This window comes from Streptomyces monticola, assembly GCF_042665355.1.
Taxonomy (GTDB): Bacteria; Actinomycetota; Actinomycetes; order Streptomycetales; family Streptomycetaceae; genus Streptomyces; species Streptomyces monticola.
The window spans coordinates 194,898-215,850 of the sequence record NZ_JBHTCF010000012.1; the positions used below are offsets into that span (position 1 = coordinate 194,898).

Sequence of the window (20,953 nt, forward strand, 5' to 3'; positions counted from 1 at the left end):
CGTCCCTTCACCTGTGTTGTCACCGTTCGGCGTATCGGGCAAACAGCCCGGGTATCACGAGATCGGGCAGGCAGCAGGGGCACGGGCCCCTACGACGGCGGTGGCGGGCGATGGGTGGGCGCACGCCGACTGTCAGGCAGGGACAGGGAGTTGCATCGCAATGACGTGCTGGTACGAGGGACCACTCGCCGCATTCGACACCGAGACCACAGGCGTGGACGTGGAGAACGACCGCATCGTGTCGGCCGCGATCGTCGTCCAGGATTCCGCGGGGGCGCGGCCGCGCTCCACGCGCTGGCTGATCAACCCGGGCGTGCCGGTGCCCGCGGCGGCCACGGAGATACACGGGCTGACGGAGGATCATCTGCAGCGCAACGGCCGCTGGCCGTCCCCCGTCGTGGAGGAGATAGCCCGCGAGCTGGGTGAGCTCAGCGCCGGCGGCAGGCCGCTCGTCGTGATGAACGCGCCGTTCGATCTGACGCTCCTGGACCGTGAGTTGCGACGGCACCGGGCGTCCTCGCTCGCGCGGTACCTGGAGAGCCATCCGCTCCATGTGCTCGACCCCCGCGTCCTCGACAAGCACTTGGACCGCTATCGCAAGGGCCGCCGCACCCTCACGGATCTGTGCGCGCAGTACGAGGTCGAACTCGCGGAGGCCCATGACGCGGCGGCCGACGCGCTGGCCGCTCTTGAGGTCGTTCGCGCGGTGGGGCGCCGTTTCGCGGGCCGTCTGGAACGCCTCGCGCCCGGCGAACTGCACACCCTGCAGGCGGTGTGGCACGCGGCGCAGGCGCGGGGCCTGCAGGCATGGTTCGCCCGCAGCGGCACCCAGGAGTCGGTGGACCCCGCGTGGCCCCTGCGCCCGGAACTCCCGGCGGCGGCCTAGCCGTAGGCACCGAGATGCACTCCGGCCGCAGACACAAAAAAGCCGGTCCGTCATGGACGGACCGGCTTTTCCCGGTGGGCGATACTGGGTTCGAACCAGTGACCTCTTCGGTGTGAACGAAGCGCTCTCCCACTGAGCTAATCGCCCGGGAACGCAGTGAACCATACAGGCCCCGGGGCGTTTCCTTCAAACCGTCCTTCAAACCGTATCGAGGTATGTGAGCAGGCCACGCCGTCCCGCGCGCATCATCAGCGCGTGGTTGAGCAGGAACACCGGCCGCCCGGGCACCGCGAGGCGCCGCATGAGGGGCCGGCGCACATCGACCTCCTGCTCGTACAGCGCGCGGGTGCCGCCGCCGACGGCGGTGAGCGTCCAGCGCGCCCAGCCGTCGAGATCACCGGACATGGCGATCTCCAGGATCCGCGCCACCGGGTCCCGGCGGCGCTGGCGGGCGGTGACGACCAGGTCGTACGGCAGCATGGAGCGGAACCTTGCCAGGCCGCTGCGGTCGTCGAGCGGCGTCACCTCGCGCACCTGCCGCCACCACAGCGGATACTCCTCGGCCCGTTCGAGCACGGCGTAGACCTCGGCAGGGCGGGCGGGCAGATTCCAGACGCTGCGGAAGCGGTAATGGCACCAGTCCATGCTCCAAGTGTGCGCGCCCCGGGCCGTCCACCCGGCGGGAACCGGGTACTCAGGCCCATCTGAGTACCCGCGCGCATGCCGGGAGCCGTGACGGCCACCACACTCCTGGGGCATGACCACCGTTCCGCCTCCGGCCGAGGAGCTGCGCCTCATCGACGGCGAGCTGGCTCAACTGGACGCCCGCCGCGCCCAGTTGCTGGCCCGCCGCGCCTGGCTGCTCTCGGTCCTGGCGCAGGCACCGCCTCCGCCCGCCACACCCCCGCTCGCCACGGCCCCGCTCGCGCACCGGCCCGAGGCCGCCAAGCCGAGCGTGCAGAACGTCCTGCTCGCTCTCGGCGGCCTGCTGCTGACCGTGGCGGCGCTCGCGTTCACCCTGGCCAGCTGGGGCCATATGGGCATCGGCGGCCGCTCGGCGGTGCTCGGCGTCCTGACCCTGGCCGCCCTCGGCCTGCCGGCGCTGCTGCTGCGCCGCGGCCTCGGCGCCACGGCGGAGGCGGTGGCATCCCTCGGCCTGGTGCTCATGGTCCTCGACGCCTACGCCCTGCACCGGGTCGCCCTGCCGGACAGCGACGGCACCGGCTACGCGGCAGCGGCGTCCGCGGTGCTCGCGGGCGCCTGGGCGGCGTACGGACTGGCCTTCGGACGATTGCACGGCCCGCTTCCGGTCGCGGTGGCAACGGCCCAACTGCCGTTGCCGCTCTGGGCCGTTGCGGCCGACGCGGGCGGGCACACCATCACGGCGGCGCTGCTCGTCACGGCCGCCGGCGGCACGGCACTCGCCCTGGGAACCGGAAGCGGGACGGGAACCGGAACCGGCCGAGCCCGGACCGTCCGCTTCTCCGTCCGCGTCACCGCCGCGACGGGCGCCTCCCTCACGGGCTTCTGCGGGATGACCGGCGCCACCGCCCTCACCTGGACGTCGACGCAGCCCGCGGCCGCCGCCCAAGGCGGCCTGCTGCTCCTGTTCGCGGCGGCCATCGCCCTGTTCGCCGCCTGGCGTACACCGCACGCCAGCGCGGCCACGGCCTGTGCTGCGGTGGCGGGCCTCGCGGTACTGCTGGCCTGCGGCGGCTTCCTGCGCACGGTGCTGCCCACGGCCTGGACCGTCCCGTCCGATCTCCTGTGCGCCCTCGCCCTGTTGGCCCTTCTGCGTACGGGACTGCCGCACCCGATCCGGCGCGGCCTGGCCGGCACCGGCGCACTGGTGGCGGGAGCGACACTTCTGTGGACGCTGCCCACCCTCCTCATCTCCCTTGTGGCGCCCGCCGGTTGGGCGCGGCCCTTCTGGTCGGGCACCCCGGCTCTGGCGTACGGCGACGGCGCCTGGGGTCCGCTCGGCCTCGCGATTCCGGCCACCCTGCTCGTGGCCGCCGTCGCCCTTTCCGTACTGGGCCGGGGCACCGCGCGGCGCACCCCGGTGGACTGCGGCGCCCTGGCGCTCCTGTGGGCGACAGTGACGGTCCTGCCCGCAACCCTCCAAGTCCCGTACGCGGCAGGCCTTTGCCTGCACCTGGCGGTGACCGCGGCCGCGGTCGCCACGGCGATCCTCATGGCCAGGACCGACCGCGCAGGCCTTGCCACCACCGCTCTGGCCTGCGGCCTCGCCTCCGCGTCGACCTCCTCGCTGCTCTCCCTCGCCGACCGCCCCGCGACCCTCTCGGCACTGACCGCCGTACTCGTCCTGTGCGCGGCGGCGGCCACGCTGCACCCGGAGGGACCGCGCAGGACGGTGACCGCGTGCGCCGCCGCGATCTGGGCCACCGCCCTGTCCGCCGCGGCCGCCCTGGCACTCGGCCTCCCGCTCCACCAGGCGGCGCTTGCGGTCCTCGTGGTCCCCGCCGGTACGGCCCTGCTCGGCGCCCGTCTGCGCACCCGCCCCCTCGCGCTGCCCCTGGAGCTCACGGGCGCCGCCGCCACGGCCCTGGCCATCGGCCTCGCCGCGCGGCACGCCCCCACCCTGTCCCTGACCCTCGCCCTCGCCGGTGTCATCGCGGCGGCCACGGCGCTGCGCGCGGACCGCCGCCCGGCGGCCGCCTATGTCTCCACCGCGCTGTTCGCCGCGGCCTGCTGGGTCCGCCTGGCCGCCTGGCAGGTCGAGGCCCCGGAGGCGTACACCCTGCCGGTGACGATCCCGGCCCTGGTCATCGGATTCCTGCGCCGTCGACAGAGCCCGGAGACCTCGTCCTGGGCGGCGTACGGCCCCGGCCTCGCCGCGACCCTGCTGCCCGCCCTGGCCGCGGCCTGGGCCGACCCGCACTGGCTGCGGCCCCTGCTCCTCGGCGCCGCGGCCCTGCTCCTCACCCTGGCCGGAGCCCGGCACCGCCTGCAGGCCCCGCTCACCCTCGGCGCCACGGTCCTCGCCCTGGACGCGGCACACGAACTCGCGCCGTACGTCGTCCAAGTCGTCGACGCGCTCCCCCGCTGGCTTCCGCCGGCCCTGGCGGGACTGCTGCTCCTGGCCGTCGGGGCGACCTACGAGCAGCGCCTGCGCGACGCCCGGCGACTGCGCGACACCCTGGGCCGCATGCGGTGAGCCCGGCGCCCCGGCACGGGCACCGGGAGACACGGAAACGCCGACGGGCCGTGAGACTCGAAGTCTCACGGGCCGTCGGTCCGGGTGGGCGATACTGGGTTCGAACCAGTGACCTCTTCGGTGTGAACGAAGCGCTCTCCCACTGAGCTAATCGCCCGGGCGCACGGAGAACATTACCGCACTTCAGCGGCGTTCCCGAACCACCCCTGCGGGCACCGTCACTCGTTGATCTTCCACGGCATCACGATGCCGAACTTCCAGACGTAGATCCCGAGAAGCACCGCGACGATCACGAGCCCGATCGAGGTCAGGATGATGTTCCGGCGGCGCACCCGCGGATCGAGGGCCCGCTGCGCCGCCTCGGTCACCTTCCGCTTGGTCCAGCGGAGCACCAGCTGCGCCCAGACGAATTCCGTGGCCCAGATCGCCATGCCACAGAAGATCACCACCCAGCCGGGGCCCGGCAGCGGCAGCATGATGATTCCGGCCACCACCACGGCCAGGCCGACGATGAAAACGCCGACCTGCCAGCTCACGTGCAGCGCCCTGCTCTTCTTGATGAACTGCGGCGCCTTCGAACCGAGCTCCTGCTCCGCCTTCGCCGCGGGGGGCTCAACGGCCGCTGCGGCGACCTGCCCCCGCTCGTCACTCCCCGTATTCATGCAGCCAAACATTACCGGACAGAAACGCGTCACTGGAATGGCGGTACGAAACGAACAAGCACTCGGCCATACGAGCTACCGAAAGCTACCCAAATCCCTCAGAGGGGTTTACAACGGCACCGTAGGTGGCATGTCGATTTCGCCGACGTGCGAATCCCCGAGCGCACACTGAGCGAAAGGCCCTGGCGCTTATGAACACCACGGTCAGCTGCGAGCTGCACCTGCGCCTCGTTGTGTCGAGCGAGTCCTCACTGCCTGTACCCGCAGGACTGCGGTATGACACGGCCGATCCCTACGCCGTGCACGCCACCTTCCACACCGGAGCCGAGGAGACCGTCGAGTGGGTCTTCGCCCGCGATCTCCTCGCCGAGGGGCTGCACAGGCCCACCGGAACCGGTGACGTCCGTGTCTGGCCGTCCCGCAGTCACGGTCAGGGCGTCGTCTGCATCGCCCTGAGCTCCCCGGAGGGCGAGGCCCTGCTCGAAGCCCCGGCGCGGGCCCTGGAGTCCTTCCTGAAGCGGACGGACGCCGCTGTGCCACCCGGCACGGAGCACCGTCACTTCGACCTCGACACCGAGCTCTCCCACATCCTCGCCGAGAGCTGACGAGGGCGGACCCGACCACAAGCAGCCCGAAGCCGCCCGACTCGGGGAGGCGGCTCGGGCCACGACAACCGCATATGGGCAGTCATCGACGCCGTCGCCGCGGGTTCGCCCGCGGGGACGGCGCCGCTGTGTCCGGGCCCGAGCGACTAGCATCGGCCTGCATCGGCGGGCGCAAGCCCGACCCACAGGCCAGGGAGCGAATCGTGCTGATCACCCACGACACCCGGTGCGCACTCGACGCCGTGTGCGATCTGGTGAACTCCGCAGCGGAGGACGGCAAGGCCGACGGGCTCGCGGACATCGCCGGCCTGGGAGAGTTCGTACGAAGCCATGACATCAGCGACGTCGGGGACCTCACCGAGGGCGATCTCGCCGCGGTGCGCCAGGTCCGGGCCCGGTTCGCCGAGGTGTTCGCGGCGGCCGAGGCACGGGACGCGGCCGGGGTGATCAATGAGCTGGTGGCCGCGGCGGGCACCACACCGCGCCTGACCGACCACGACGGCTACGACTGGCACGTGCACTACTTCGCCCCCGGAGCGTCCGTCGCCGACCATCTCGCGGCCGACGGCGGCATGGCTCTGGCGTTCTTCATCGTCGCCGGGGAGCAGGAGCGGCTGCGCCGCTGCGAGGCGCCGGACTGCCAGCACGCCTTCGTCGACCTCTCCCGCAACCGCTCGCGCCGCTACTGCGACAGCCGCACCTGCGGGAACCGGCTGCACGTCGCGGCGTACCGGGCCCGGCGCAAGGAAGCCGCGACGGGCTGAGCGCAGCGGGCCCGGCGGGCCGCCGGGTCACAGCAGGTACAGATCGTGCATCGCTGCGGCAAGCAGCAGACAGCCGATCACCCCGAGAAAGATCATCAGCGGCGGCTGGGAGAGAGCGAAGAGGCAGCCTCGCCGCTCGGGCGCGGGTGCGGGGGCCTGGCCCCGGGATGTTTCCTGCATGTCCCGGTGATGATGGCGCAGCCCCGACCCGGGTATTGACCAACACGCCCGCTGCACGCGGGAGTTCAGCACATTACGTGGACTTGCGTGACCTGCTCTCAGATCCCGTGCTTCTTCAGAATCGCCTCGATGTCCGAGAAGTCATCCGCAGGAGCGGCGGCGGGCTGCTTGCTCTGCTTGCCCTGCTTCGCGGCCGGCTGCGCCGACGCACCTGCGCCGAGCGAGGGCGCCGAGGCCTGCGGGGCGACCGCTTCGCGCTGGGCGGACTTCGCGGCCTTGCGGCCACCGCCGCCGCGCCGCTCCACGGCACGTGACACCGTGAACAGCAGCCACGCGAGCCCGAGCACACCGACACCGGCCCAGGTGCTCGGCTTGAAGACCAGGCCGGAGACCCACTCGACCACGCCGGTCAGCACCAGGCCGACCGGGACCAGTGAATACGCCGCGATACGCGTCGCGGCCAGGAAGCGCTTGCGGTACGCGGTGATCGCGGCGATGCCCAGGCCGGCCGCGGACACGGCGGAACAGACGGTCTCGGCAAGCATCCGGTCCTCCAGCTGGGGAGCCTTGGGGGTTACGTCCCTTCCATCCTGCACCGCCCCGGGCCCCCGCGGCCACGATCCGGTACGACCTCAGGGAGAACTCCGGGTCGTTCTCCTCCCCAGGTCCGGGTCCGGCAGGTCCGGGTTGGGCAGGTCCGGGTTGGGCGCCTCGGGCACACCCTGTGAAACTGTTCCCATGAGCGACTCCTCCACCCCCGGTGCCCCCGGTCCCGCCGCCCGCCCCGTCCTGGACGTGTGGTGCGAGCTGCAGTGCCCCGACTGCCGCACCGCCCTCGACGACGTCCGCGCCCTGCGCGCCCGCTACGGCGACCGGCTGGAGCTGCGCCTTCGGCACTTCCCGCTCGAGAAGCACAAGCATTCCTTCGCCGCCGCCCAGGCCGCGGAGGAGGCCGCCGAGCAGGGGCAGGGCTGGCCGTATGTCGAGGCCGTGCTCGCCCGGGTCAAGGAGTTCGACCGGAAGGGCGAAAGCCTGCTCATCGAGGTGGCCCGTGAACTCGGCCTGGACGCCGAGGAGTTGGACACCGCCCTGATCGACGGCCGGCACATCCTGATCGTCGACGCCGACCAGGCCGAGGGCAAGGCGCTCGGTGTCACCGGCACACCGACGTACGTCATCGACGGCGAGCGCCTCGACGGCGGCAAGAGCCAGGAGGGCCTGCGGGCGCGGATCGAGGAGATCGCCGACCGGCTGCTCGCCGAGGAGGCCTGAGCCCACGCGGTTCAGAGCAGCGGCTTGTAGAGGAAGTACGTGACCGGGCGGTAGCCGAGGGATTCGTACAGGCGCAGGGCGGGTGTCTTCCCGGCGAAGACGTTCAGGCCGAGCTCATCGGCTCCGGCCTCCCTCGCCTGCCGTTCGGCGAGCAGCATCAGGGAGCGGCCGTGGCCGTGCCCGCGGAACTCCTCTTCGACCCGCACGTCGAAGACGAACGGCTCCTCGTCGCGCACCGCCAGCCACAGGGTGCCGACGTCCACTCCTTCATGCGTCAGGGTGCTCAGCCAAGTGCCGGGAGTGGCCTTGCCGTTGGGCAGCAGGCGCGCGTGGTCGGTCTCCGACTTGATGTGCGCCTGCTCCTCGGGCACGCCCCGCTCGATCCACGTCTGCGCGTATGTGACCTTCGCCCGCGCCAGCCAGGCGTCGAACTCGGCGTCGGTCATGGGCCGCCAGGTGCTCCCCCGGGGCAGCGCCGGGGGCCCGGCGGCGAGCCGCTTGGCCATCCGGCGGTTGCGCTCGATGTAGCCGAGGGCCGTGGCGAGGCTCAGGGCCGCGGTGGCGTCGGCCGGCACCTTCGCCTCGACGCGCGTGCAGCCCCAGCCGCGCAGCACTTCCTCGGCGGCGAGTGCGGCGACCGTGGCGCGGCCGCGGCGGCGGTCCCGCTCGTCGATCACGAGGGAGCGGATCTCCCCCACCGACGGTCCGAAGACGGCGTGCGTCGCGAGTTCCGTGGCGCCCACGGGGCGGCTGTTCACACACACTTGGTACGTGCGTGAGCGCGCGCCGTCCGCGGCGCGGTGGATCGGCCCGGTCGGCCGTAGTGTCGTGGTCATCATGGGTTTTCTACCCACTGCCGGGCCGCTCGTCATCCGGTTTAAGCAAGCCGTCGCCGCTCACGGGTCGAGGTCGTCGCCCGCCCGCTCGTCGAAGATCCGCATGGCCTTCGCGGTCACCGGCCCCGGGGCGCCCGCCAGTTGGCGGCCGTCGACCCGGTGCACGGCCTGCACGTCGCGCAGTGTCGAGGTCAGGAAGATCTCGTCGGCGCGCTCCAGGACGTCGAGCGGCAGATCGGTCTCGCGGGCCCCGGTCCACTCCACGGCCAGGGCGCGCGTGATGCCCGCGAGGCAGCCGGAGGCGAGGGGCGGGGTGTGGATCTCACCGTCGAGCACGACGAAGACATTGGTACCGGTGCCCTCGCACAGTTGCCCCACCGTGTTGGCGAACAGCGCCTCGCTGGCGCCGGATTCATGGGCCCGGGCGAGCGCGACCACGTTCTCGGCGTACGACGTGGTCTTGAGGCCGGCGAGCGCCCCGCGCTCGTTCCGCGTCCAGGGCACCGTGATCACGCCCGTGGCGTCGGGGCGGCGGGTGACCTCGCCGAGGGCGACCACCAGGGTCTGGCCCGCGTCGCCGCGGTCCGAGCCGAGCGGGGAGAGACCTCCGGTGTACGTGATGCGCAGGCGGCCGAGCTCCATCGGGTTGGCCTCCAGGACGGCGGCGCAGGCGCGCCGGACCTCGTCCAGGTCGGGCGCGGGCAGACCGAGGCCGCGTGCGGAGCGGGCCAGGCGGTCGAGGTGCCGGGTGAGGGCGAAGGCCCGCCCGCCGGTGGCCTTGAGGGTCTCGAACACCCCGTCCCCCACGGTCAGACCGTGGTCGAGGACCGAGACCCGTGCCGAATCGAGCTCTTGCAGCCCGCCGTTGAGCCAGATCTTCACGTGAGACTTCCTCCCATTGCGTCGTACGTTCCCGACGCTACCGCGAGCAGCCGCGCGGCCTTCAGCTCGGTCTCCTGCCACTCACGCTCGGGGGCGGAGCCCCAGGTGATGCCCGCCCCGGTGCCGAACCGCAGCACGCGCGCGTGCCGGTCGGCCCAGAAGGTGCGGATGCCGACGGCCAGCTGACCGGTGCCCCGGTCCGCGTCGACCCAGCCGATGCCTCCGCAGTACGGGCCGCGCGGTGCCGTCTCCAAGGCGTCGATGATGCGCAGGGCGCTGGACTTGGGTGCGCCCGTGACCGAGCCCGGCGGGAAAGTGGCGGCGAGCAGCTCGGGCCAGCCCGCGCCGTCGGCGAGTTCGCCGCGCACCGTGGACACCAGGTGCACGAGCCCCGGATGCTTCTCGACCACGCACAGGTCGGGGACGGTGACGGAGCCGGTGGCGCAGACACGGCCCAGGTCGTTGCGGACCAGGTCGACGATCATCACGTTCTCGGCATGGTCCTTGTCGAGGAGATCGGCCTCGGTCCGGCCGGTCCCCTTGATCGGCCCCGACTCCACGACCTTTCCGTGCCGCCGCAGGAACAGCTCGGGCGAGGCGGTGGCGATCTCCACGCCGTGCTCGGGCAGCCGGATCGTGCCCGCGTACGGGGCCGGGTTGCCGCGGGCCAGGAGTGCCGTCAGGGCGTCCAGGTCGGCGTCGGGGCCGAGCGGCGCGGACAGCACCCGGCAGAGGTTCGCCTGATAGACCTCGCCCGCCGCGATGTGCTCGCGGATGCGCCGTACACCCGCTGTGTACGCCTCGCGGTCGAGCGATGTCGTCCAGTCACCGGGCGCGGGTCCACGCCAGTGCCCCGGCACCGGAGCGGGCACCGGCTCCTCGCGTACGTCTGCGAAGCGAGCGCAGGTCAGACGCCCCTCGAAGTCCGCGGCCACCGCCCAGAAGCCGCTCGAGTCGAGGGCCTCGGGGTCGCTGGTGACATCACGCAGACCGGTGGCCACTAGGCTGCCGAAACGTGCCATCGGGGAGAACGTCGCAGACGGGTTGTGCACGGCTGTGAGTCTATGGCGGCGCTCGGGCGGGCGCCCCGGCCCGGTGTCAGGGCAGCACGCTGCGTAAACGCGTTTTTGTACTGGCCCCGGAATCCGCTAGAGTTCAACACGTCGCCGGGACGCGCCAAGCGCCCCGGATGCACAAGCGGACGTAGCTCAGTTGGTAGAGCGCAACCTTGCCAAGGTTGAGGTCGCCAGTTCGAACCTGGTCGTCCGCTCGGAAGTGGGGGATCTTCCCGAACCCCTACGCTCCTGGTGGAGTGGCCGAGAGGCGAGGCAACGGCCTGCAAAGCCGTCTACACGGGTTCAAATCCCGTCTCCACCTCCAAGGACGATTAGCTCAGCGGGAGAGCGCTTCCCTGACACGGAAGAGGTCACTGGTTCAATCCCAGTATCGTCCACTGGGTCTTCTTCGAAGATCTGAAACCCCGCGCGATTAGCTCAGCGGGAGAGCGCTTCCCTGACACGGAAGAGGTCACTGGTTCAATCCCAGTATCGCGCACGCAGTGCCCATGATCAGCAGTGCTGACGATCATGGTCCCGAGGACGATTAGCTCAGCGGGAGAGCGCTTCCCTGACACGGAAGAGGTCACTGGTTCAATCCCAGTATCGTCCACGCACAGTCAGAACCCCCGGCCTTCCCGGCCGGGGGTTCTTTCGGTTCTCGGTGCGGTTCAGGAGGAGAACAGCATCCGGCCGAAGCTCTTGTTCCGGTGGTGGCCGTGGTGACCGTACTGGCCGTGCTGACCGTGGTGGCCGCCGTGCTGCGGGGCGCCCCAGGCCGGAGGCTGGGCGGCGGGGTAGGCCTGCGGGGCGGCGGGCGGAGCGGGCGGCGGCGCGGCCTGCTGCGACCACTGCGCTTCGAGGCGGGTCAGTGCCTCCAGCTCGCCGTAGTCCAGGAATATCCCGCGGCAGCCGCCGCACTGCTCGATCTGGACGCCGTTGCGGTTGTACGTCTGCATCGGTGCTCGGCACTTCGGACACTGCATCGTCGGCTCAACTCCTCGCCGGTCGTGACTGCTTCACCGGGATCTGTGCCCGGCTCCGGTGCGTCGCACCCTACTTGGGCCGCTCGGCGGGCAACTCCGCCGGGAGTGCGGCAATACGGTCACAGGCGTCGAGCACGACCAGCTCGGCCTCGTCGAGGGGGCGCTGCTCCGCGGTCGACTTGGCGACGGCGAGGGCCGCGCTCTGGACGGTGAGGGCGCGGGCCGGGATGTCGAGCGCAGGCCAAGGGTCGTCCGCGGGGACGGCCGGGCCCTGTGCCGACTGGTAGGCGCCGATGAAGCGCAGCCACTCCTCGCGACCGAGGAGCCCCGCGGCGTACCAGGCGGCGGGGCGGGCCAGGTCCCAGGCCGGGTCGCCGAGGCCCAGGTCGTCGATGTCGATCAGGAACCAGTCGCCGTCGGCCGGGTGGCGGACCACCTGCCCCAGGTGCAGGTCGCCGTGGCACAGGGCGGGCCCGCCCGGCATGGGTGCCTCGGCGCGGGCCCAGGCCGGCAGGGCCGCCCAGGCCCGCTCGACGGGGTCTGCGACGGTCAGCGGCGGCCGGGCGCCGCGCATCCGGGACAGGGCGAGGGCGGCCTTGTGCGGGCCGCGCATCGCGGGCAGGGGGCCGGGCAGCGCGTCCAGGGGGGTGGCGTGCAGACGGGCGAGCAGAACGGCGGCGGCCTCCCAGGGCGCCGCTTCCGGGTGTTCGGGGTCGACGGGGGTGCCGTGCGGCCAGAACGTGACGGGGCGGCCGTCGAGTTCGGCGGCCGGCAGGTCGAGCGGGGGCAGCAGGACGCCGGCCAGGCCGGGGTGGGCGGCGACCGCGAGGCGGACGGCGAGCCCGCCCCGGTCGGTGTCGGAGGCGTGCGCTTTGGCGACGGTGTCGCCGTGCCGCACGACGGTGCCGTCGCGGCGGTCGGCAAGGACTGCGGGCGGGCAGGCACACGCGGTGTGCGGGCCGTGCGCCGCCGCTCTGACGGTCACGGTGAGGGCCCGGGCAACGGGTGAGGTCACGGGGTCCTCCTGGGGTCGTACGCGGATGCCGGGCGGCGGTGAGCGGTGAGCCTACGGCGGTTGCCGTGCGCACAAAAATGCCCGCGCAGCTCCCCAGCTGCGCGGGCATTTCTTTTTGCCGTCCGCCGCACCCCCGTCCCCACGGGGTTTCATGGCCGGATGTCCCCGCCCGGACCGCTCTTCCGGGCCTGGGGCGCCGCTCAGCGCCCCAGCATCACGCCCACGGACGACGCTTGTGCGACCACCGCGTCCCAGCCGCCGAAGACGACTACGAGCAGCGCCGCCAGGGGAAGCACCATGGCCGTCGCCACCAGCGGGTGACGCGTGCCGGACTGGCCGCTGAACGCGGCGTACGCCTTACGTCCCTGCGTGCGGATGACCGTCCGCGTCGCCGTGTCCGCCATGGTTCCTCTCCTGTCGTTTTGACAGCGGCGGGTGCTTGACCTCGGGGGACGAGTGCTGCACCCGCCGCTTGACCTCAAATCTAGGGGCGGGCGGGCGCCGGGGCGTCATGCCCTCGTACCGATTGGCGGGCCTCCCGCAGGATGACCCGTGCCCCTGGGACGTACTCCCCTGGGTGGAGACGGGGCCCTAGGACTTGGGGTCTTCCCGGAGGGGACGCTGCGCGGTGGCCTCCGAGGCGTCCTCGCGCGGCACCGGCTGCTCGACGAGCGCGAGCACCCGGGTGGCCATGAAGCGTGCCGTGCGCACCACGGAGCCGCTGCGGGTGACTTCGCTCACTTCCACCACTCCTCTGCGGACCGCGGTCTCCACCCGGCGGCCGGCTCTGCTGGCCACCACCTCGTACGTCCTCGTCGTGTCGCCGGCGTCGACCACTATCTCGACTCGGTCACCCTTCATGGCGTCAATCCCCCTTCTGCGACGGAGCGTTGGGCCAGGACGGAACGTCAACGAGCCCGGCAGCCAACTCTCCTGACCACTCTTCAAGTTTCCCACCCGGCACTGACAATCCGCCGGGCCGCGAAGGCGCGGCCTATGAGCGCGCGCGGGCGTGGAAACGTAAGCTGTGGCTCGTCAATCGGTCAGGGCAACAGGGCGACAGGAAACGGGATGGCGATGATGCGGCTCCGGCGCGAGGACCCGCGTGTCGTCGGCTCGTTCAGGCTGCACCGGCGGCTCGGAGCCGGCGGCATGGGGGTCGTCTACCTGGGCTCCGACCGCCGTGGGCAGCGGGTCGCGCTGAAGGTCATCCGGCCGGATCTGGCGGAGGACCAGGAGTTCAGGTCGCGGTTCGCGCGTGAGGTGTCCGCCGCCCGGAGGATTCGCGGCGGGTGTACGGCGCGGCTCGTGGCGGCCGATCTCGAGGCCGAGCGGCCCTGGTTCGCCACCCAGTACGTCCCGGGCCCCTCGCTGCACGACAAGGTCGCCGAGGACGGGCCGCTGACGGCGGCCGAGGTGGCCGTGGTCGGCTCGGCGCTGTCGGAGGGCCTCGTCGCCGTGCACGAGGCGGGGGTCGTGCACCGCGACCTCAAGCCGTCGAACATCCTGCTGTCGCCCAAGGGCCCGCGGATCATCGACTTCGGTATCGCCTGGGCCACCGGGGCGTCCACGCTCACGCACGTGGGCACCGCCGTGGGTTCGCCCGGGTTCCTCGCGCCCGAGCAGGTGCGCGGGGCCGCGGTGACCCCGGCGACCGATGTGTTCTCGCTCGGCGCCACGCTCGCGTACGCCGCGATGGGTGACTCGCCCTTCGGGCACGGCAGTTCCGAGGTCATGCTCTACCGCGTCGTGCACGAGGAGGCCCAGCTGCACGGTGTGCCGGACGCGTTGGCGCCGCTGGTGCGGGCGTGCCTGGCGAAGGACCCCGAGGAGCGGCCGAGCACCCTCCAACTGTCGCTGCGGCTCAAGGAGATCGCGGCCCGTGAGGCGCAGGGCCTCGGGCTCGGCGACGGCCGTCCGCCCGCGCCGCGGCGTGACCCGGAGCGGCCCCCGGCCGCCAGGGCGGCAGAGCAGCGGTCCGACGAGCACATGGTGCAGCGCACCCGGCGGGCGCCCACCACTCCCCCGCCGTCCAGGCCCAATGGCTCGCGCGCCGGTCAGCGGCCGCCCGCCCCCCGCAACACCACGCGTTCCGGTTCGCGTCCCGGCCCGCGCAGCAACGGCGGCCGCCCCGCTCCCCGCACCACCGGCACCGGGCGGCGCGGCCCCGCCAATCCGCGGCTGCTGCGGCAGCGGCTGATCGTGTTCGTGGTCGTCACCCTGCTCGTGGCCCTCGGCATCGCCGCCGCACAGGGCTGCCAGGGCCCCGCGCAGGGCCTGCGGCAGCGGCTGTCGCTGCAGGACGCGCGGGGTGCACAGGTCGTGGCCGCGGCCGGGGCCGAGGAGCGGCTCGGGCAAGAACGAGTGGCCGGGGGCGGTATGGACACCGCCGTTCCGGATGGAGCTCCGCAGCGCTGAGGGCGTCCCTCCGGACTGAATCGGAGTGAATCGGACTGAACCCCGGCCTGGCCGTCGCGCGCTCAGGCCTGCGGGCGGCCCGCCGTCACCGCGTAGAAGGCGACGGCCGCGGCGGCGCCCACGTTCAGGGAGTCCACGCCGTGGGCCATGGGGATACGGACCCATTCGTCCGCGGCCACCAGGGCCTGGGTGGAGAGGCCGTCTCCCTCTGCGCCGAGCATCAGGGCGACCCGGTCCATACGGTGCGGGGCCATCTCGTCGAGGGTCGCGGCCTTCTCGTCCGGGGTGAGGGCGAGCAGGTTGAAGCCCGCCTCGCGGACCGTCTCCAGGCTCTTGGGCCAGCGTTCGAGACGGGCGTACGGGACCGAGAAGACCGCGCCCATGGAGACCTTGACGGAGCGTCGGTAGAGCGGGTCGGCGCAGTCCGGGGAGAGGAGGACCGCGTCGATGCCGAGGGCCGCGGCGCTGCGGAAGATCGCGCCGATGTTGGTGTGGTCGTTGACCGACTCCATGACGACCACGCGCCGCGCGGTGGTGAGGAGTTCATCGGCGGTGGGGAGCGGCTTCCGCTGCATGGAGGCGAGCGCGCCCCGGTGCACGTGATAGCCGGTGACCCGCTCGGCGAGGTCGGGGCTGACCGCGTACACAGGGGCCGGGACCTCGTCGATGACATCGCGCATGACGTCGACCCACTTGGCCGAGAGCAGCATCGAGCGCATCTCGTACCCGGCGTGCTTGGCGCGTCTGATCACCTTCTCGCCCTCGGCGATGAACAGGCCCTCGGCGGGTTCGCGCTTGCGGCGCAGCTCCACATCGGTCAGGCCGGTGTAGTCGCTCAGACGCGGGTCGTCGGGGTCGTCGACAGTGATGAGATCAGCCACAGGGTGATACTGCCTTGTCCAAGGTGCGGTGCCAACGGCTCGGAAGAAGATCTGTTACCCGTGGTTACTCGACGGGCGTGAGCGGGCCGCCGACCGCCGCGACCTCGCCGACGACGATCACCGCGGGCGGGCGGACGTCCTGCGCAGTGACGGTCTCGGCGACCGTCGCGAGGGTGGCGTCGACACGGCGCTGGGCGGCCGTCGTGCCCTCCTGAACGAGGGCGACCGGGGTCTCGGGGGCACGGCCGCCCGCGACGAGGGTCTCCGCGATCCTGCCGATCTTGTCGACGCCCATCAGGATCACGAGGGTGCCGCGCAGCCGCGCGAGGGCCGCCCAGTCGACCAGGGAGCGCTCGTCGTCGGGGGCCACATGGCCGCTGACGACCGTGAACTCATGGGCCACACCGCGGTGGGTGACGGGGATGCCGGCCGCGCCCGGCACGCTGATGGAGCTGGAGATACCGGGGACGACGGTGCAGGCGATCCCCGCCTCGGCGAGCGCCTGGGCCTCCTCCATGCCGCGGCCGAAGACGAAGGGATCGCCGCCCTTGAGGCGTACGACGGACTTACCCGCCTTGGCGTGCTCGATCAGGGCGTTGTTGATGGCCTCCTGGGCCATGAAACGGCCGTACGGGATCTTCGCCGCGTCGATCACCTCGACATGCGGCGGGAGTTCGGCGAGCAGATCGCGCGGGCCGAGCCGGTCCGCGATCACCACATCGGCCTCGGCGAGCAGCCGGCGGCCGCGCACCGTGATCAGGTCCGGGTCGCCGGGGCCGCCGCCGACCAGCGCGACACCGGGGGTACGGGTGCGCTGGTGCGGGGCCACCAGGGTGCCGTCGCGCAGGCCCTCGACCACCGAGTCGCGGATGGCGGCGGTGCGGCGCGGGTCGGGGGCGTCGCCCAGGATCGCGACCGTGACGCCGTCGGAGTGGCCGGTCGCGGGCGTCCAGGCGGTGGCTGCGGTGGCGTCGTCGGAACGTACGCACCACACGCGGTGCGCCTCGGCCTCCGCGGACGCCGCTTCGTTGGCGGCGTGGTCGCTGGTGGCGATCAGGGCGTACCAGGCCTCGGCCAGGTCCCCGGACTCGTAGGCCCGCCGGTGCCAGGTGATCTCGCCGCCGTCCGCCATGGCCTCGACCGAGGGGGTGGCGGAGGGTGAGACGAGGACGATGTCGGCGCCCGCCGCGATGAGGGCGGGCAGCCGGCGCTGGGCGACCTGGCCGCCGCCGAGGACGACGACGCGGCGGCCTGTGAGGCGGAGTCCTACGGGGTAGGCGGGGTGTGCAGGCATGGCTCTTTGCGGCTCCTCGTGCGGGAGGGCGTGCGCTGCTGCGGCGATGGAGCGGCGCTGTGACGTGGGATGTCGTGGTGCGGGTCCACGATACGGCGGGCCGGTGCGGAGGTCTCGGGCGCGGCGGCCGCCGATGACGCACACGCGCGTGGCGCCCCCTTGAGGCCTTGGGCCGCCACGCGCGCGTGGTGCTACTTCTCGGTGACTCCTGCCGAGTCGAACGTGGCCACCTCGTGCATCGCGCGGGCCGCCGACTGGACCACCGGAAGAGCGAGGAGCGCGCCCGTGCCCTCGCCCAGGCGCAGGTCCAGGTCGACCAGCGGGCGCAGGCCCAGCTTGTTCAGGGCGGCGACATGGCCGGGCTCGGCGCTGCGGTGGCCCGCGATGCAGGCGGCCAGGACCTCGGGGGCGATGGCGCGGGCCACCAGGGCGGCGGCCCCGGCGCTGACGCCGTCGAGGATCACCGGGGTGCGCAGCGATGCGCCGCCCAGCAACAGGCCGACGATCGCCGCGTGTTCGAGGCCGCCGATGGCCGCGAGGACGCCGATCGGGTCGGCCGGGTCGGGCTTGTGCAGCTCCAGGGCACGACGTACGACATCGGTCTTACGGGCCAGGGTCTCGTCGTTGATACCGGTGCCCCGGCCGGTCACCTCCGCCGGGTCGCAGTCCGTGAACACGGAGATCAGGGCGGCCGACGCCGTGGTGTTGGCGATGCCCATCTCGCCGGTGAGCAGGGCCTTGTTGCCGGCGGCCACCAGGTCGCGGGCGGTGTCGATGCCGACCTCGATGGCCTCCTTGACCTCCTCGCGGGTGAGCGCGGGGCCGGTCGTCATGTCGGCGGTGCCCGCGCGTACCTTGCGCGGCAGCAGTCCGGGCGTCGCGGGCAGGTCCGCGGCCACGCCCACGTCGATCACGCAGACCTCGGCGCCCACCTGGTTCGCGAAGGCGTTGCAGACCGCGCCGCCGCCGAGGAAGTTGGCGACCATCTGGCCGGTGACCTCCTGCGGCCAGGGGGTCACTCCCTGGGCGTGCACACCGTGGTCGCCCGCGAAGATGGCGACCGCCGCGGGCTCCGGGATCGGCGGCGGGCACATCCGGGAGAGGCCGGAGAGCTGCGCGGAGATGATCTCCAGCATGCCGAGCGCGCCGGCCGGCTTGGTCATCCGCTTCTGCCGCTCCCAGGCCTCGCCGAGCGCCTTGGCGTCCAGGGGGCGGATGTTGGCGACGGTCTCGGCAAGCAGGTCGTGCGGCTCCTCACCGGGCAGGGCGCGACGGCCGTACGTCTCCTCGTGCACGACCCAGGACAGCGGGCGGCGCTTGGACCAGCCGGCCGACATCAGCTCGGGCTCGTCCGGGAACTCGTCGACGTAGCCGACACAGAGGTAGGCGACGACCTCCAGGTGCTCGGGCAGGTCAAGGGTCCTGACCATCTCGCGCTCGTCGAAGAAGCTGACCCAGCCGACACCGAGGCCCTCGGCGCGGGCGGCGAGCCAGAGGTTCTCGACGGCGAGTGCGGAGGAGTACGGGGCCATCTGCGGCTGCGTGTGGCGGCCGAGGGTGTGGCGGCCGCCGCGGGTCGGGTCGGCGGTGACCACGATGTTCACCGGCGTCTCGAGGATGGCCTCGATCTTCAGTTCCTTGAACTGCTTGGCACGGCCCTTGGGCAGGGACTTGGCGTATGCCTCGCGCTGGCGCATGGCCAGTTCGTGCATCGTCTGCCGGGTCTCGGCGGAGCGGATGACCACGAAGTCCCAGGGCTGCGAGTGTCCGACGGAAGGCGCCGTGTGCGCCGCCTCCAGGACGCGCAGCAGGACCTCGTGCGGGATGGGGTCGCTGCGGAAGCCGTTGCGGATGTCGCGGCGCTCGCGCATCACGCGCAGGACGGCCTCGCGCTCGGCCTCGTCGTAGGCGGGAGCGGGGCTGCCGACGGGCTCGGCGTCGTCCGCGTCCACCGGTGCGCTCGCGAGCTCCGTGGCCGCCGCCACCTCGGTCCCGGTTCCGGCTGCGGGCTCCGTCTCCTCGGCCACGGGTGTCGGGGCGTCGCCGGCGCGCGGGGCCGGGACGGTCGCGGACGGCTCGTCGGCCGGTACGGGGGTCGCGTCACCGGAGTCGCCCGGTACGGCGGCGGGCGCGGGCTGCTCCTCCGCCGGGGGCGCCTCGGCCGAAGCCTCGTCGGGGCCTGCCGTGGCGGGCTGCTCCGGTACGGGAGCGGCCTCGGTCGTGGGCCCGGCGACCACGGTCTCCGCCTCCGTCTCTGCTTCTGCCTCTGCCTCTGCGGACGGCTCGGCGGGTGCGTTCTCCTGGGCGGGATCCACGGGCCCGGGCTCGTCCTGGCCGGGCTCGGCGGCCGGGGCGGGGGCCGACGCCTCGGCAACCGGGGCCTGGGCAGCGGCAGTTGTGGCCTCGGGCCCCGCGGCCTCGGAGGACTCGGAGTGTTCCACGAGCTCGTCCGGGTGCTGCGGGACGCGCAACGCCTGCGGCGGCGTCGGCGCGAGGTGCGGGGTGGAGGGGATCTGGCCCTCGACCGGCACGAACTGGCCGACGGGCTGCGTGGCCGGGGTCTGCGCGGACGGCGTCGCGTGGGGCTCGGCGGGACCTGCCTGTTCGGCGGCCGGTGCGGGAGCCGCCTCGGTCGCGGCGGGCTGCGCGGCGGACGGCTCCTGCGCGGCCTCGGCGGCGGGCTGCGGCTCGGCGGGCGCCTGCGGCGTCTCGGCGGCCTCCGGGGCGACGGCGGACTCGGCTGCCACGGGCTCCTGGACGGGCTCGGCGGCCGGTCCGGAAGCTGGTGCGGCGGGCGTAACAGGTGTGGCGGGTGCGGCGGATGTGACGGGAGTGCCTTCCGGAGTCTGTGCGGCCTCAGGTGCCTGCGGGACCTGAGCGGCCTGCGGTGCTTGCGGGGCCTGATGGGCCTGGTGGGCTTGAGGGGCCTGCTGTGCCTGAGTGGCCGGTGCGGCCTGCGGGGCCTGTGCGACCTCAGCGGCCGGTGCGGCCTGTGCTGCCTCAGCAACCGGTGTGGCCGGAGTGGCCTGCGGGTCCTCTGGGACGACCGTTTCTGCAGCGGGCTGCTGAGCTCCGGCGGCCGGGGCCGGAGTCGCCTGCTCCTGCACCAGCAGCGGTTGCTGCTGGGACTGCGGCTGCGGCTGCGGGGTCCACGGCGTCGCGCCCTGCGGCGGGATCTCGCCGAGCTGCGGTCCGGGCAGTCCCGCACTGTCGTCGCGCGGCACGTCCAGATACTCGGGGCCGGTGGTCGGCGGTCCTGAGCGACGCGTGGGCACCGCGTGCGGCGGGGTGCCGGCGGGGCCTCGGTCGGCGAGCGAGCGGACCGGGCCGGCGGCCGCGCCGGGCACCGGAGGGCCCATGTGCAGCGGACGGCGGGCGGGCCCCGGCTGCTCCGCGGCGGGGGTCGCAGGAGACGCGTGCGCGGCGGGCGCGGGGCCCGGCACACGGACGGCACCGAGATCCACGGAGCCGCTGTCACGCCCTGACGTCTCGTGCGGGCCCGGCTCGTGCACCGGCTGCTCGGCGGCCTGGGCCGGGTACGCCGTGTGCTCGTAGGGGGTCGAATCGGCGGCGCCTGCGGCCTGTTCGTACCCGGGCGACGGCTGCTGCGGGTAGGCCATGGCCTCCTGCGGGGCGGGGGCGTAGGGGCGGCCCGGTGCGGGCACGAGCGGTCCCTGGGCTCCCTGCATTCCGGCCTGTCCCGGCTGGCCCTCGGTCCACGCGCCCTGGGCACCCGGCATCAGCAGCAGATCGTCGTCGTCAGCGGAGGCTCCGGAGGGGTCGAGGAAGGTGTACGCGCCGGGGGCGGAAACGCCCGGCTGCTCCACCGTGCCTGCGTTCTCCGGCAGCCCCTCGCCCGGAACCTGGCCGGTGTCGGTCATGCGTACCCCTCGCCCATCGGTCGTGCTCTTCTTCGGCCGGCTCGCCCAGGGCGGTGCATCTACCACCCATGGACAAGAACGAGCGTGCGCGCCGCGCGGCACGGAACGACCCCATGCCTCGACGCCTCTCACGCCAAAGGCATTGTCGCGGCCGGGCC

Annotated in this window: 20 protein-coding genes and 7 tRNA genes; 11 read left to right on the forward strand and 16 right to left on the reverse strand. The window is 73.0% G+C overall.

Annotated elements, in window-relative coordinates; all coding sequences use genetic code 11:
- Positions 1-160 precede the first annotated feature (160 nt).
- Positions 161-886 (forward strand): 3'-5' exonuclease, encoded by a 726-nt coding sequence (locus tag ACFQVC_RS26290; protein ID WP_381835048.1) that lies wholly within the window; start codon positions 161-163, stop codon positions 884-886.
- A 75-nt stretch (positions 887-961) separates the two neighbouring features.
- On the opposite strand, the gene ACFQVC_RS26295 is transcribed toward ACFQVC_RS26290, so the two are convergent.
- Together ACFQVC_RS26295 and ACFQVC_RS26300 are read right to left on the reverse strand one after the other, a co-directional pair.
- Positions 962-1,033, reverse strand: a tRNA-Val gene (locus ACFQVC_RS26295).
- A gap of 51 nt (positions 1,034-1,084) precedes the next feature.
- A complete protein-coding gene (locus ACFQVC_RS26300) occupies positions 1,085-1,531 on the reverse strand; it encodes an SRPBCC family protein (RefSeq protein WP_381835050.1) in 447 nt (148 codons plus the stop codon).
- Between the two features lie 112 nt (positions 1,532-1,643).
- On the opposite strand from ACFQVC_RS26300, the gene ACFQVC_RS26305 reads away from it, so the two are divergent.
- Complete coding sequence (locus ACFQVC_RS26305) at positions 1,644-4,064, forward strand: SCO7613 C-terminal domain-containing membrane protein (protein WP_381835052.1); 2,421 nt, start codon at positions 1,644-1,646, stop codon at positions 4,062-4,064.
- Positions 4,065-4,149: 85 nt separating this feature from the next.
- Here ACFQVC_RS26305 and ACFQVC_RS26310 read toward each other — a convergent pair.
- Together ACFQVC_RS26310 and ACFQVC_RS26315 are read right to left on the reverse strand one after the other, a co-directional pair.
- A tRNA-Val gene (locus ACFQVC_RS26310) sits at positions 4,150-4,221 on the reverse strand.
- Positions 4,222-4,282: 61 nt separating this feature from the next.
- Positions 4,283-4,726, reverse strand: a complete 444-nt coding sequence (locus ACFQVC_RS26315) for a TIGR02611 family protein (protein ID WP_381835054.1) — start codon at positions 4,724-4,726, stop codon at positions 4,283-4,285.
- A 191-nt stretch (positions 4,727-4,917) separates the two neighbouring features.
- Between ACFQVC_RS26315 and ACFQVC_RS26320 the strand changes: the two genes are divergently transcribed.
- Positions 4,918-5,331: an SsgA family sporulation/cell division regulator gene (locus ACFQVC_RS26320; protein WP_003959770.1), complete on the forward strand. Its 414-nt coding sequence runs from the start codon at positions 4,918-4,920 to the stop codon at positions 5,329-5,331.
- A gap of 203 nt (positions 5,332-5,534) precedes the next feature.
- On the forward strand, positions 5,535-6,095 hold the full coding sequence (locus tag ACFQVC_RS26325; protein WP_381835056.1) for a CGNR zinc finger domain-containing protein: 561 nt from the start codon (positions 5,535-5,537) through the stop codon (positions 6,093-6,095).
- A gap of 27 nt (positions 6,096-6,122) precedes the next feature.
- On the opposite strand, the gene ACFQVC_RS26330 is transcribed toward ACFQVC_RS26325, so the two are convergent.
- A complete protein-coding gene (locus ACFQVC_RS26330) occupies positions 6,123-6,275 on the reverse strand; it encodes a hypothetical protein (RefSeq protein ID WP_381835059.1) in 153 nt (50 codons plus the stop codon).
- Positions 6,276-6,373: 98 nt separating this feature from the next.
- Positions 6,374-6,820 (reverse strand): hypothetical protein, encoded by a 447-nt coding sequence (locus ACFQVC_RS26335; RefSeq protein ID WP_381835061.1) that lies wholly within the window; start codon positions 6,818-6,820, stop codon positions 6,374-6,376.
- 193 nt (positions 6,821-7,013) lie between these two features.
- Between ACFQVC_RS26335 and ACFQVC_RS26340 the strand changes: the two genes are divergently transcribed.
- The gene (locus tag ACFQVC_RS26340) at positions 7,014-7,547 is read left to right on the forward strand and encodes a DsbA family protein (protein ID WP_381835063.1); all 534 of its coding nucleotides are present in this window, start codon (positions 7,014-7,016) and stop codon (positions 7,545-7,547) included.
- A gap of 11 nt (positions 7,548-7,558) precedes the next feature.
- Here ACFQVC_RS26340 and ACFQVC_RS26345 read toward each other — a convergent pair whose 3' ends face one another.
- From ACFQVC_RS26345 to ACFQVC_RS26355, 3 genes are read right to left on the reverse strand one after another with little or no spacing between them, the layout of a single operon-like run.
- Entirely contained in the window at positions 7,559-8,383 is an 825-nt protein-coding gene (locus ACFQVC_RS26345; protein WP_381835065.1) for a GNAT family N-acetyltransferase, read from the reverse strand.
- 60 nt (positions 8,384-8,443) lie between these two features.
- Positions 8,444-9,265, reverse strand: a complete 822-nt coding sequence (locus tag ACFQVC_RS26350) for an aminotransferase class IV (RefSeq protein ID WP_381835067.1) — start codon at positions 9,263-9,265, stop codon at positions 8,444-8,446.
- Complete coding sequence (locus tag ACFQVC_RS26355) at positions 9,262-10,287, reverse strand: chorismate-binding protein (protein WP_381835209.1); 1,026 nt, start codon at positions 10,285-10,287, stop codon at positions 9,262-9,264. The genes ACFQVC_RS26350 and ACFQVC_RS26355 overlap by 4 nt, the downstream gene beginning before the upstream one ends.
- A 175-nt stretch (positions 10,288-10,462) precedes the next feature.
- Here ACFQVC_RS26355 and ACFQVC_RS26360 point away from each other — a divergent pair.
- The 5 genes from ACFQVC_RS26360 (at position 10,463) to ACFQVC_RS26380 (ending at position 10,933) form a co-directional block, all read left to right on the forward strand.
- Positions 10,463-10,535, forward strand: a tRNA-Gly gene (locus ACFQVC_RS26360).
- 36 nt (positions 10,536-10,571) lie between these two features.
- Positions 10,572-10,645, forward strand: a tRNA-Cys gene (locus tag ACFQVC_RS26365).
- A gap of 1 nt (position 10,646) precedes the next feature.
- A tRNA-Val gene (locus tag ACFQVC_RS26370) sits at positions 10,647-10,718 on the forward strand.
- A gap of 29 nt (positions 10,719-10,747) precedes the next feature.
- A tRNA-Val gene (locus ACFQVC_RS26375) sits at positions 10,748-10,819 on the forward strand.
- Positions 10,820-10,861: 42 nt separating this feature from the next.
- Positions 10,862-10,933, forward strand: a tRNA-Val gene (locus ACFQVC_RS26380).
- 58 nt (positions 10,934-10,991) lie between these two features.
- Here the strand turns inward: ACFQVC_RS26380 and ACFQVC_RS26385 are convergent.
- The 4 genes from ACFQVC_RS26385 to ACFQVC_RS26400 form a co-directional block, all read right to left on the reverse strand.
- On the reverse strand, positions 10,992-11,306 hold the full coding sequence (locus ACFQVC_RS26385) for a TFIIB-type zinc ribbon-containing protein (protein WP_381835069.1): 315 nt from the start codon (positions 11,304-11,306) through the stop codon (positions 10,992-10,994).
- Between the two features lie 70 nt (positions 11,307-11,376).
- Positions 11,377-12,321, reverse strand: coding sequence for a phosphotransferase family protein (locus ACFQVC_RS26390; protein ID WP_381835071.1), 945 nt, complete (start codon positions 12,319-12,321; stop codon positions 11,377-11,379).
- 200 nt (positions 12,322-12,521) lie between these two features.
- Positions 12,522-12,725 (reverse strand): hypothetical protein, encoded by a 204-nt coding sequence (locus ACFQVC_RS26395; RefSeq protein WP_381835073.1) that lies wholly within the window; start codon positions 12,723-12,725, stop codon positions 12,522-12,524.
- A gap of 187 nt (positions 12,726-12,912) precedes the next feature.
- Positions 12,913-13,182 (reverse strand): hypothetical protein, encoded by a 270-nt coding sequence (locus ACFQVC_RS26400; RefSeq protein WP_381835075.1) that lies wholly within the window; start codon positions 13,180-13,182, stop codon positions 12,913-12,915.
- A gap of 210 nt (positions 13,183-13,392) precedes the next feature.
- Here ACFQVC_RS26400 and ACFQVC_RS26405 point away from each other — a divergent pair, with 210 nt between their 5' ends.
- Complete coding sequence (locus ACFQVC_RS26405; RefSeq protein ID WP_381835077.1) at positions 13,393-14,739, forward strand: serine/threonine-protein kinase; 1,347 nt, start codon at positions 13,393-13,395, stop codon at positions 14,737-14,739.
- A gap of 62 nt (positions 14,740-14,801) precedes the next feature.
- On the opposite strand, the gene ACFQVC_RS26410 is transcribed toward ACFQVC_RS26405, so the two are convergent.
- The 3 genes from ACFQVC_RS26410 to cobT all read right to left on the reverse strand — a co-directional run bounded on the left by ACFQVC_RS26410 (position 14,802) and on the right by cobT (position 20,795).
- The gene (locus tag ACFQVC_RS26410) at positions 14,802-15,620 is read right to left on the reverse strand and encodes a TrmH family RNA methyltransferase (protein ID WP_381835079.1); all 819 of its coding nucleotides are present in this window, start codon (positions 15,618-15,620) and stop codon (positions 14,802-14,804) included.
- Between the two features lie 64 nt (positions 15,621-15,684).
- Positions 15,685-16,914: a uroporphyrinogen-III C-methyltransferase gene (gene cobA / locus ACFQVC_RS26415; RefSeq protein ID WP_381835081.1), complete on the reverse strand. Its 1,230-nt coding sequence runs from the start codon at positions 16,912-16,914 to the stop codon at positions 15,685-15,687.
- A gap of 191 nt (positions 16,915-17,105) precedes the next feature.
- Positions 17,106-20,795 carry a nicotinate-nucleotide--dimethylbenzimidazole phosphoribosyltransferase gene (gene cobT / locus ACFQVC_RS26420; RefSeq protein WP_381835083.1) on the reverse strand — a complete coding sequence of 1,230 codons (3,690 nt, stop codon included), beginning with the start codon at positions 20,793-20,795 and terminating at the stop codon, positions 17,106-17,108.
- Positions 20,796-20,953: the final 158 nt, after the last annotated feature.

Excerpts from the sequence above, each read along its gene's own strand:
- ACFQVC_RS26305 (WP_381835052.1), top strand. The coding sequence starts at position 1,644 with ATGACCACCGTTCCGCCTCCGGCCGAGGAGCTGCGCCTCATCGACGGC.
- ACFQVC_RS26400 (WP_381835075.1), bottom strand. The coding sequence starts at position 13,182 with ATGAAGGGTGACCGAGTCGAGATAGTGGTCGACGCCGGCGACACGACG.
- ACFQVC_RS26335 (WP_381835061.1), bottom strand. The coding sequence starts at position 6,820 with ATGCTTGCCGAGACCGTCTGTTCCGCCGTGTCCGCGGCCGGCCTGGGC.
- cobT (WP_381835083.1), bottom strand. The coding sequence starts at position 20,795 with ATGACCGACACCGGCCAGGTTCCGGGCGAGGGGCTGCCGGAGAACGCA.
- ACFQVC_RS26340 (WP_381835063.1), top strand. The coding sequence starts at position 7,014 with ATGAGCGACTCCTCCACCCCCGGTGCCCCCGGTCCCGCCGCCCGCCCC.
- ACFQVC_RS26395 (WP_381835073.1), bottom strand. The coding sequence starts at position 12,725 with ATGGCGGACACGGCGACGCGGACGGTCATCCGCACGCAGGGACGTAAG.
- ACFQVC_RS26355 (WP_381835209.1), bottom strand. The coding sequence starts at position 10,287 with ATGGCACGTTTCGGCAGCCTAGTGGCCACCGGTCTGCGTGATGTCACC.
- ACFQVC_RS26345 (WP_381835065.1), bottom strand. The coding sequence starts at position 8,383 with ATGACCACGACACTACGGCCGACCGGGCCGATCCACCGCGCCGCGGAC.
- ACFQVC_RS26385 (WP_381835069.1), bottom strand. The coding sequence starts at position 11,306 with ATGCAGTGTCCGAAGTGCCGAGCACCGATGCAGACGTACAACCGCAAC.
- ACFQVC_RS26320 (WP_003959770.1), top strand. The coding sequence starts at position 4,918 with ATGAACACCACGGTCAGCTGCGAGCTGCACCTGCGCCTCGTTGTGTCG.
- ACFQVC_RS26300 (WP_381835050.1), bottom strand. The coding sequence starts at position 1,531 with ATGGACTGGTGCCATTACCGCTTCCGCAGCGTCTGGAATCTGCCCGCC.
- ACFQVC_RS26405 (WP_381835077.1), top strand. The coding sequence starts at position 13,393 with ATGGCGATGATGCGGCTCCGGCGCGAGGACCCGCGTGTCGTCGGCTCG.
- ACFQVC_RS26315 (WP_381835054.1), bottom strand. The coding sequence starts at position 4,726 with ATGAATACGGGGAGTGACGAGCGGGGGCAGGTCGCCGCAGCGGCCGTT.
- cobA (WP_381835081.1), bottom strand. The coding sequence starts at position 16,914 with ATGCCTGCACACCCCGCCTACCCCGTAGGACTCCGCCTCACAGGCCGC.
- ACFQVC_RS26290 (WP_381835048.1), top strand. The coding sequence starts at position 161 with ATGACGTGCTGGTACGAGGGACCACTCGCCGCATTCGACACCGAGACC.
- ACFQVC_RS26330 (WP_381835059.1), bottom strand. The coding sequence starts at position 6,275 with ATGCAGGAAACATCCCGGGGCCAGGCCCCCGCACCCGCGCCCGAGCGG.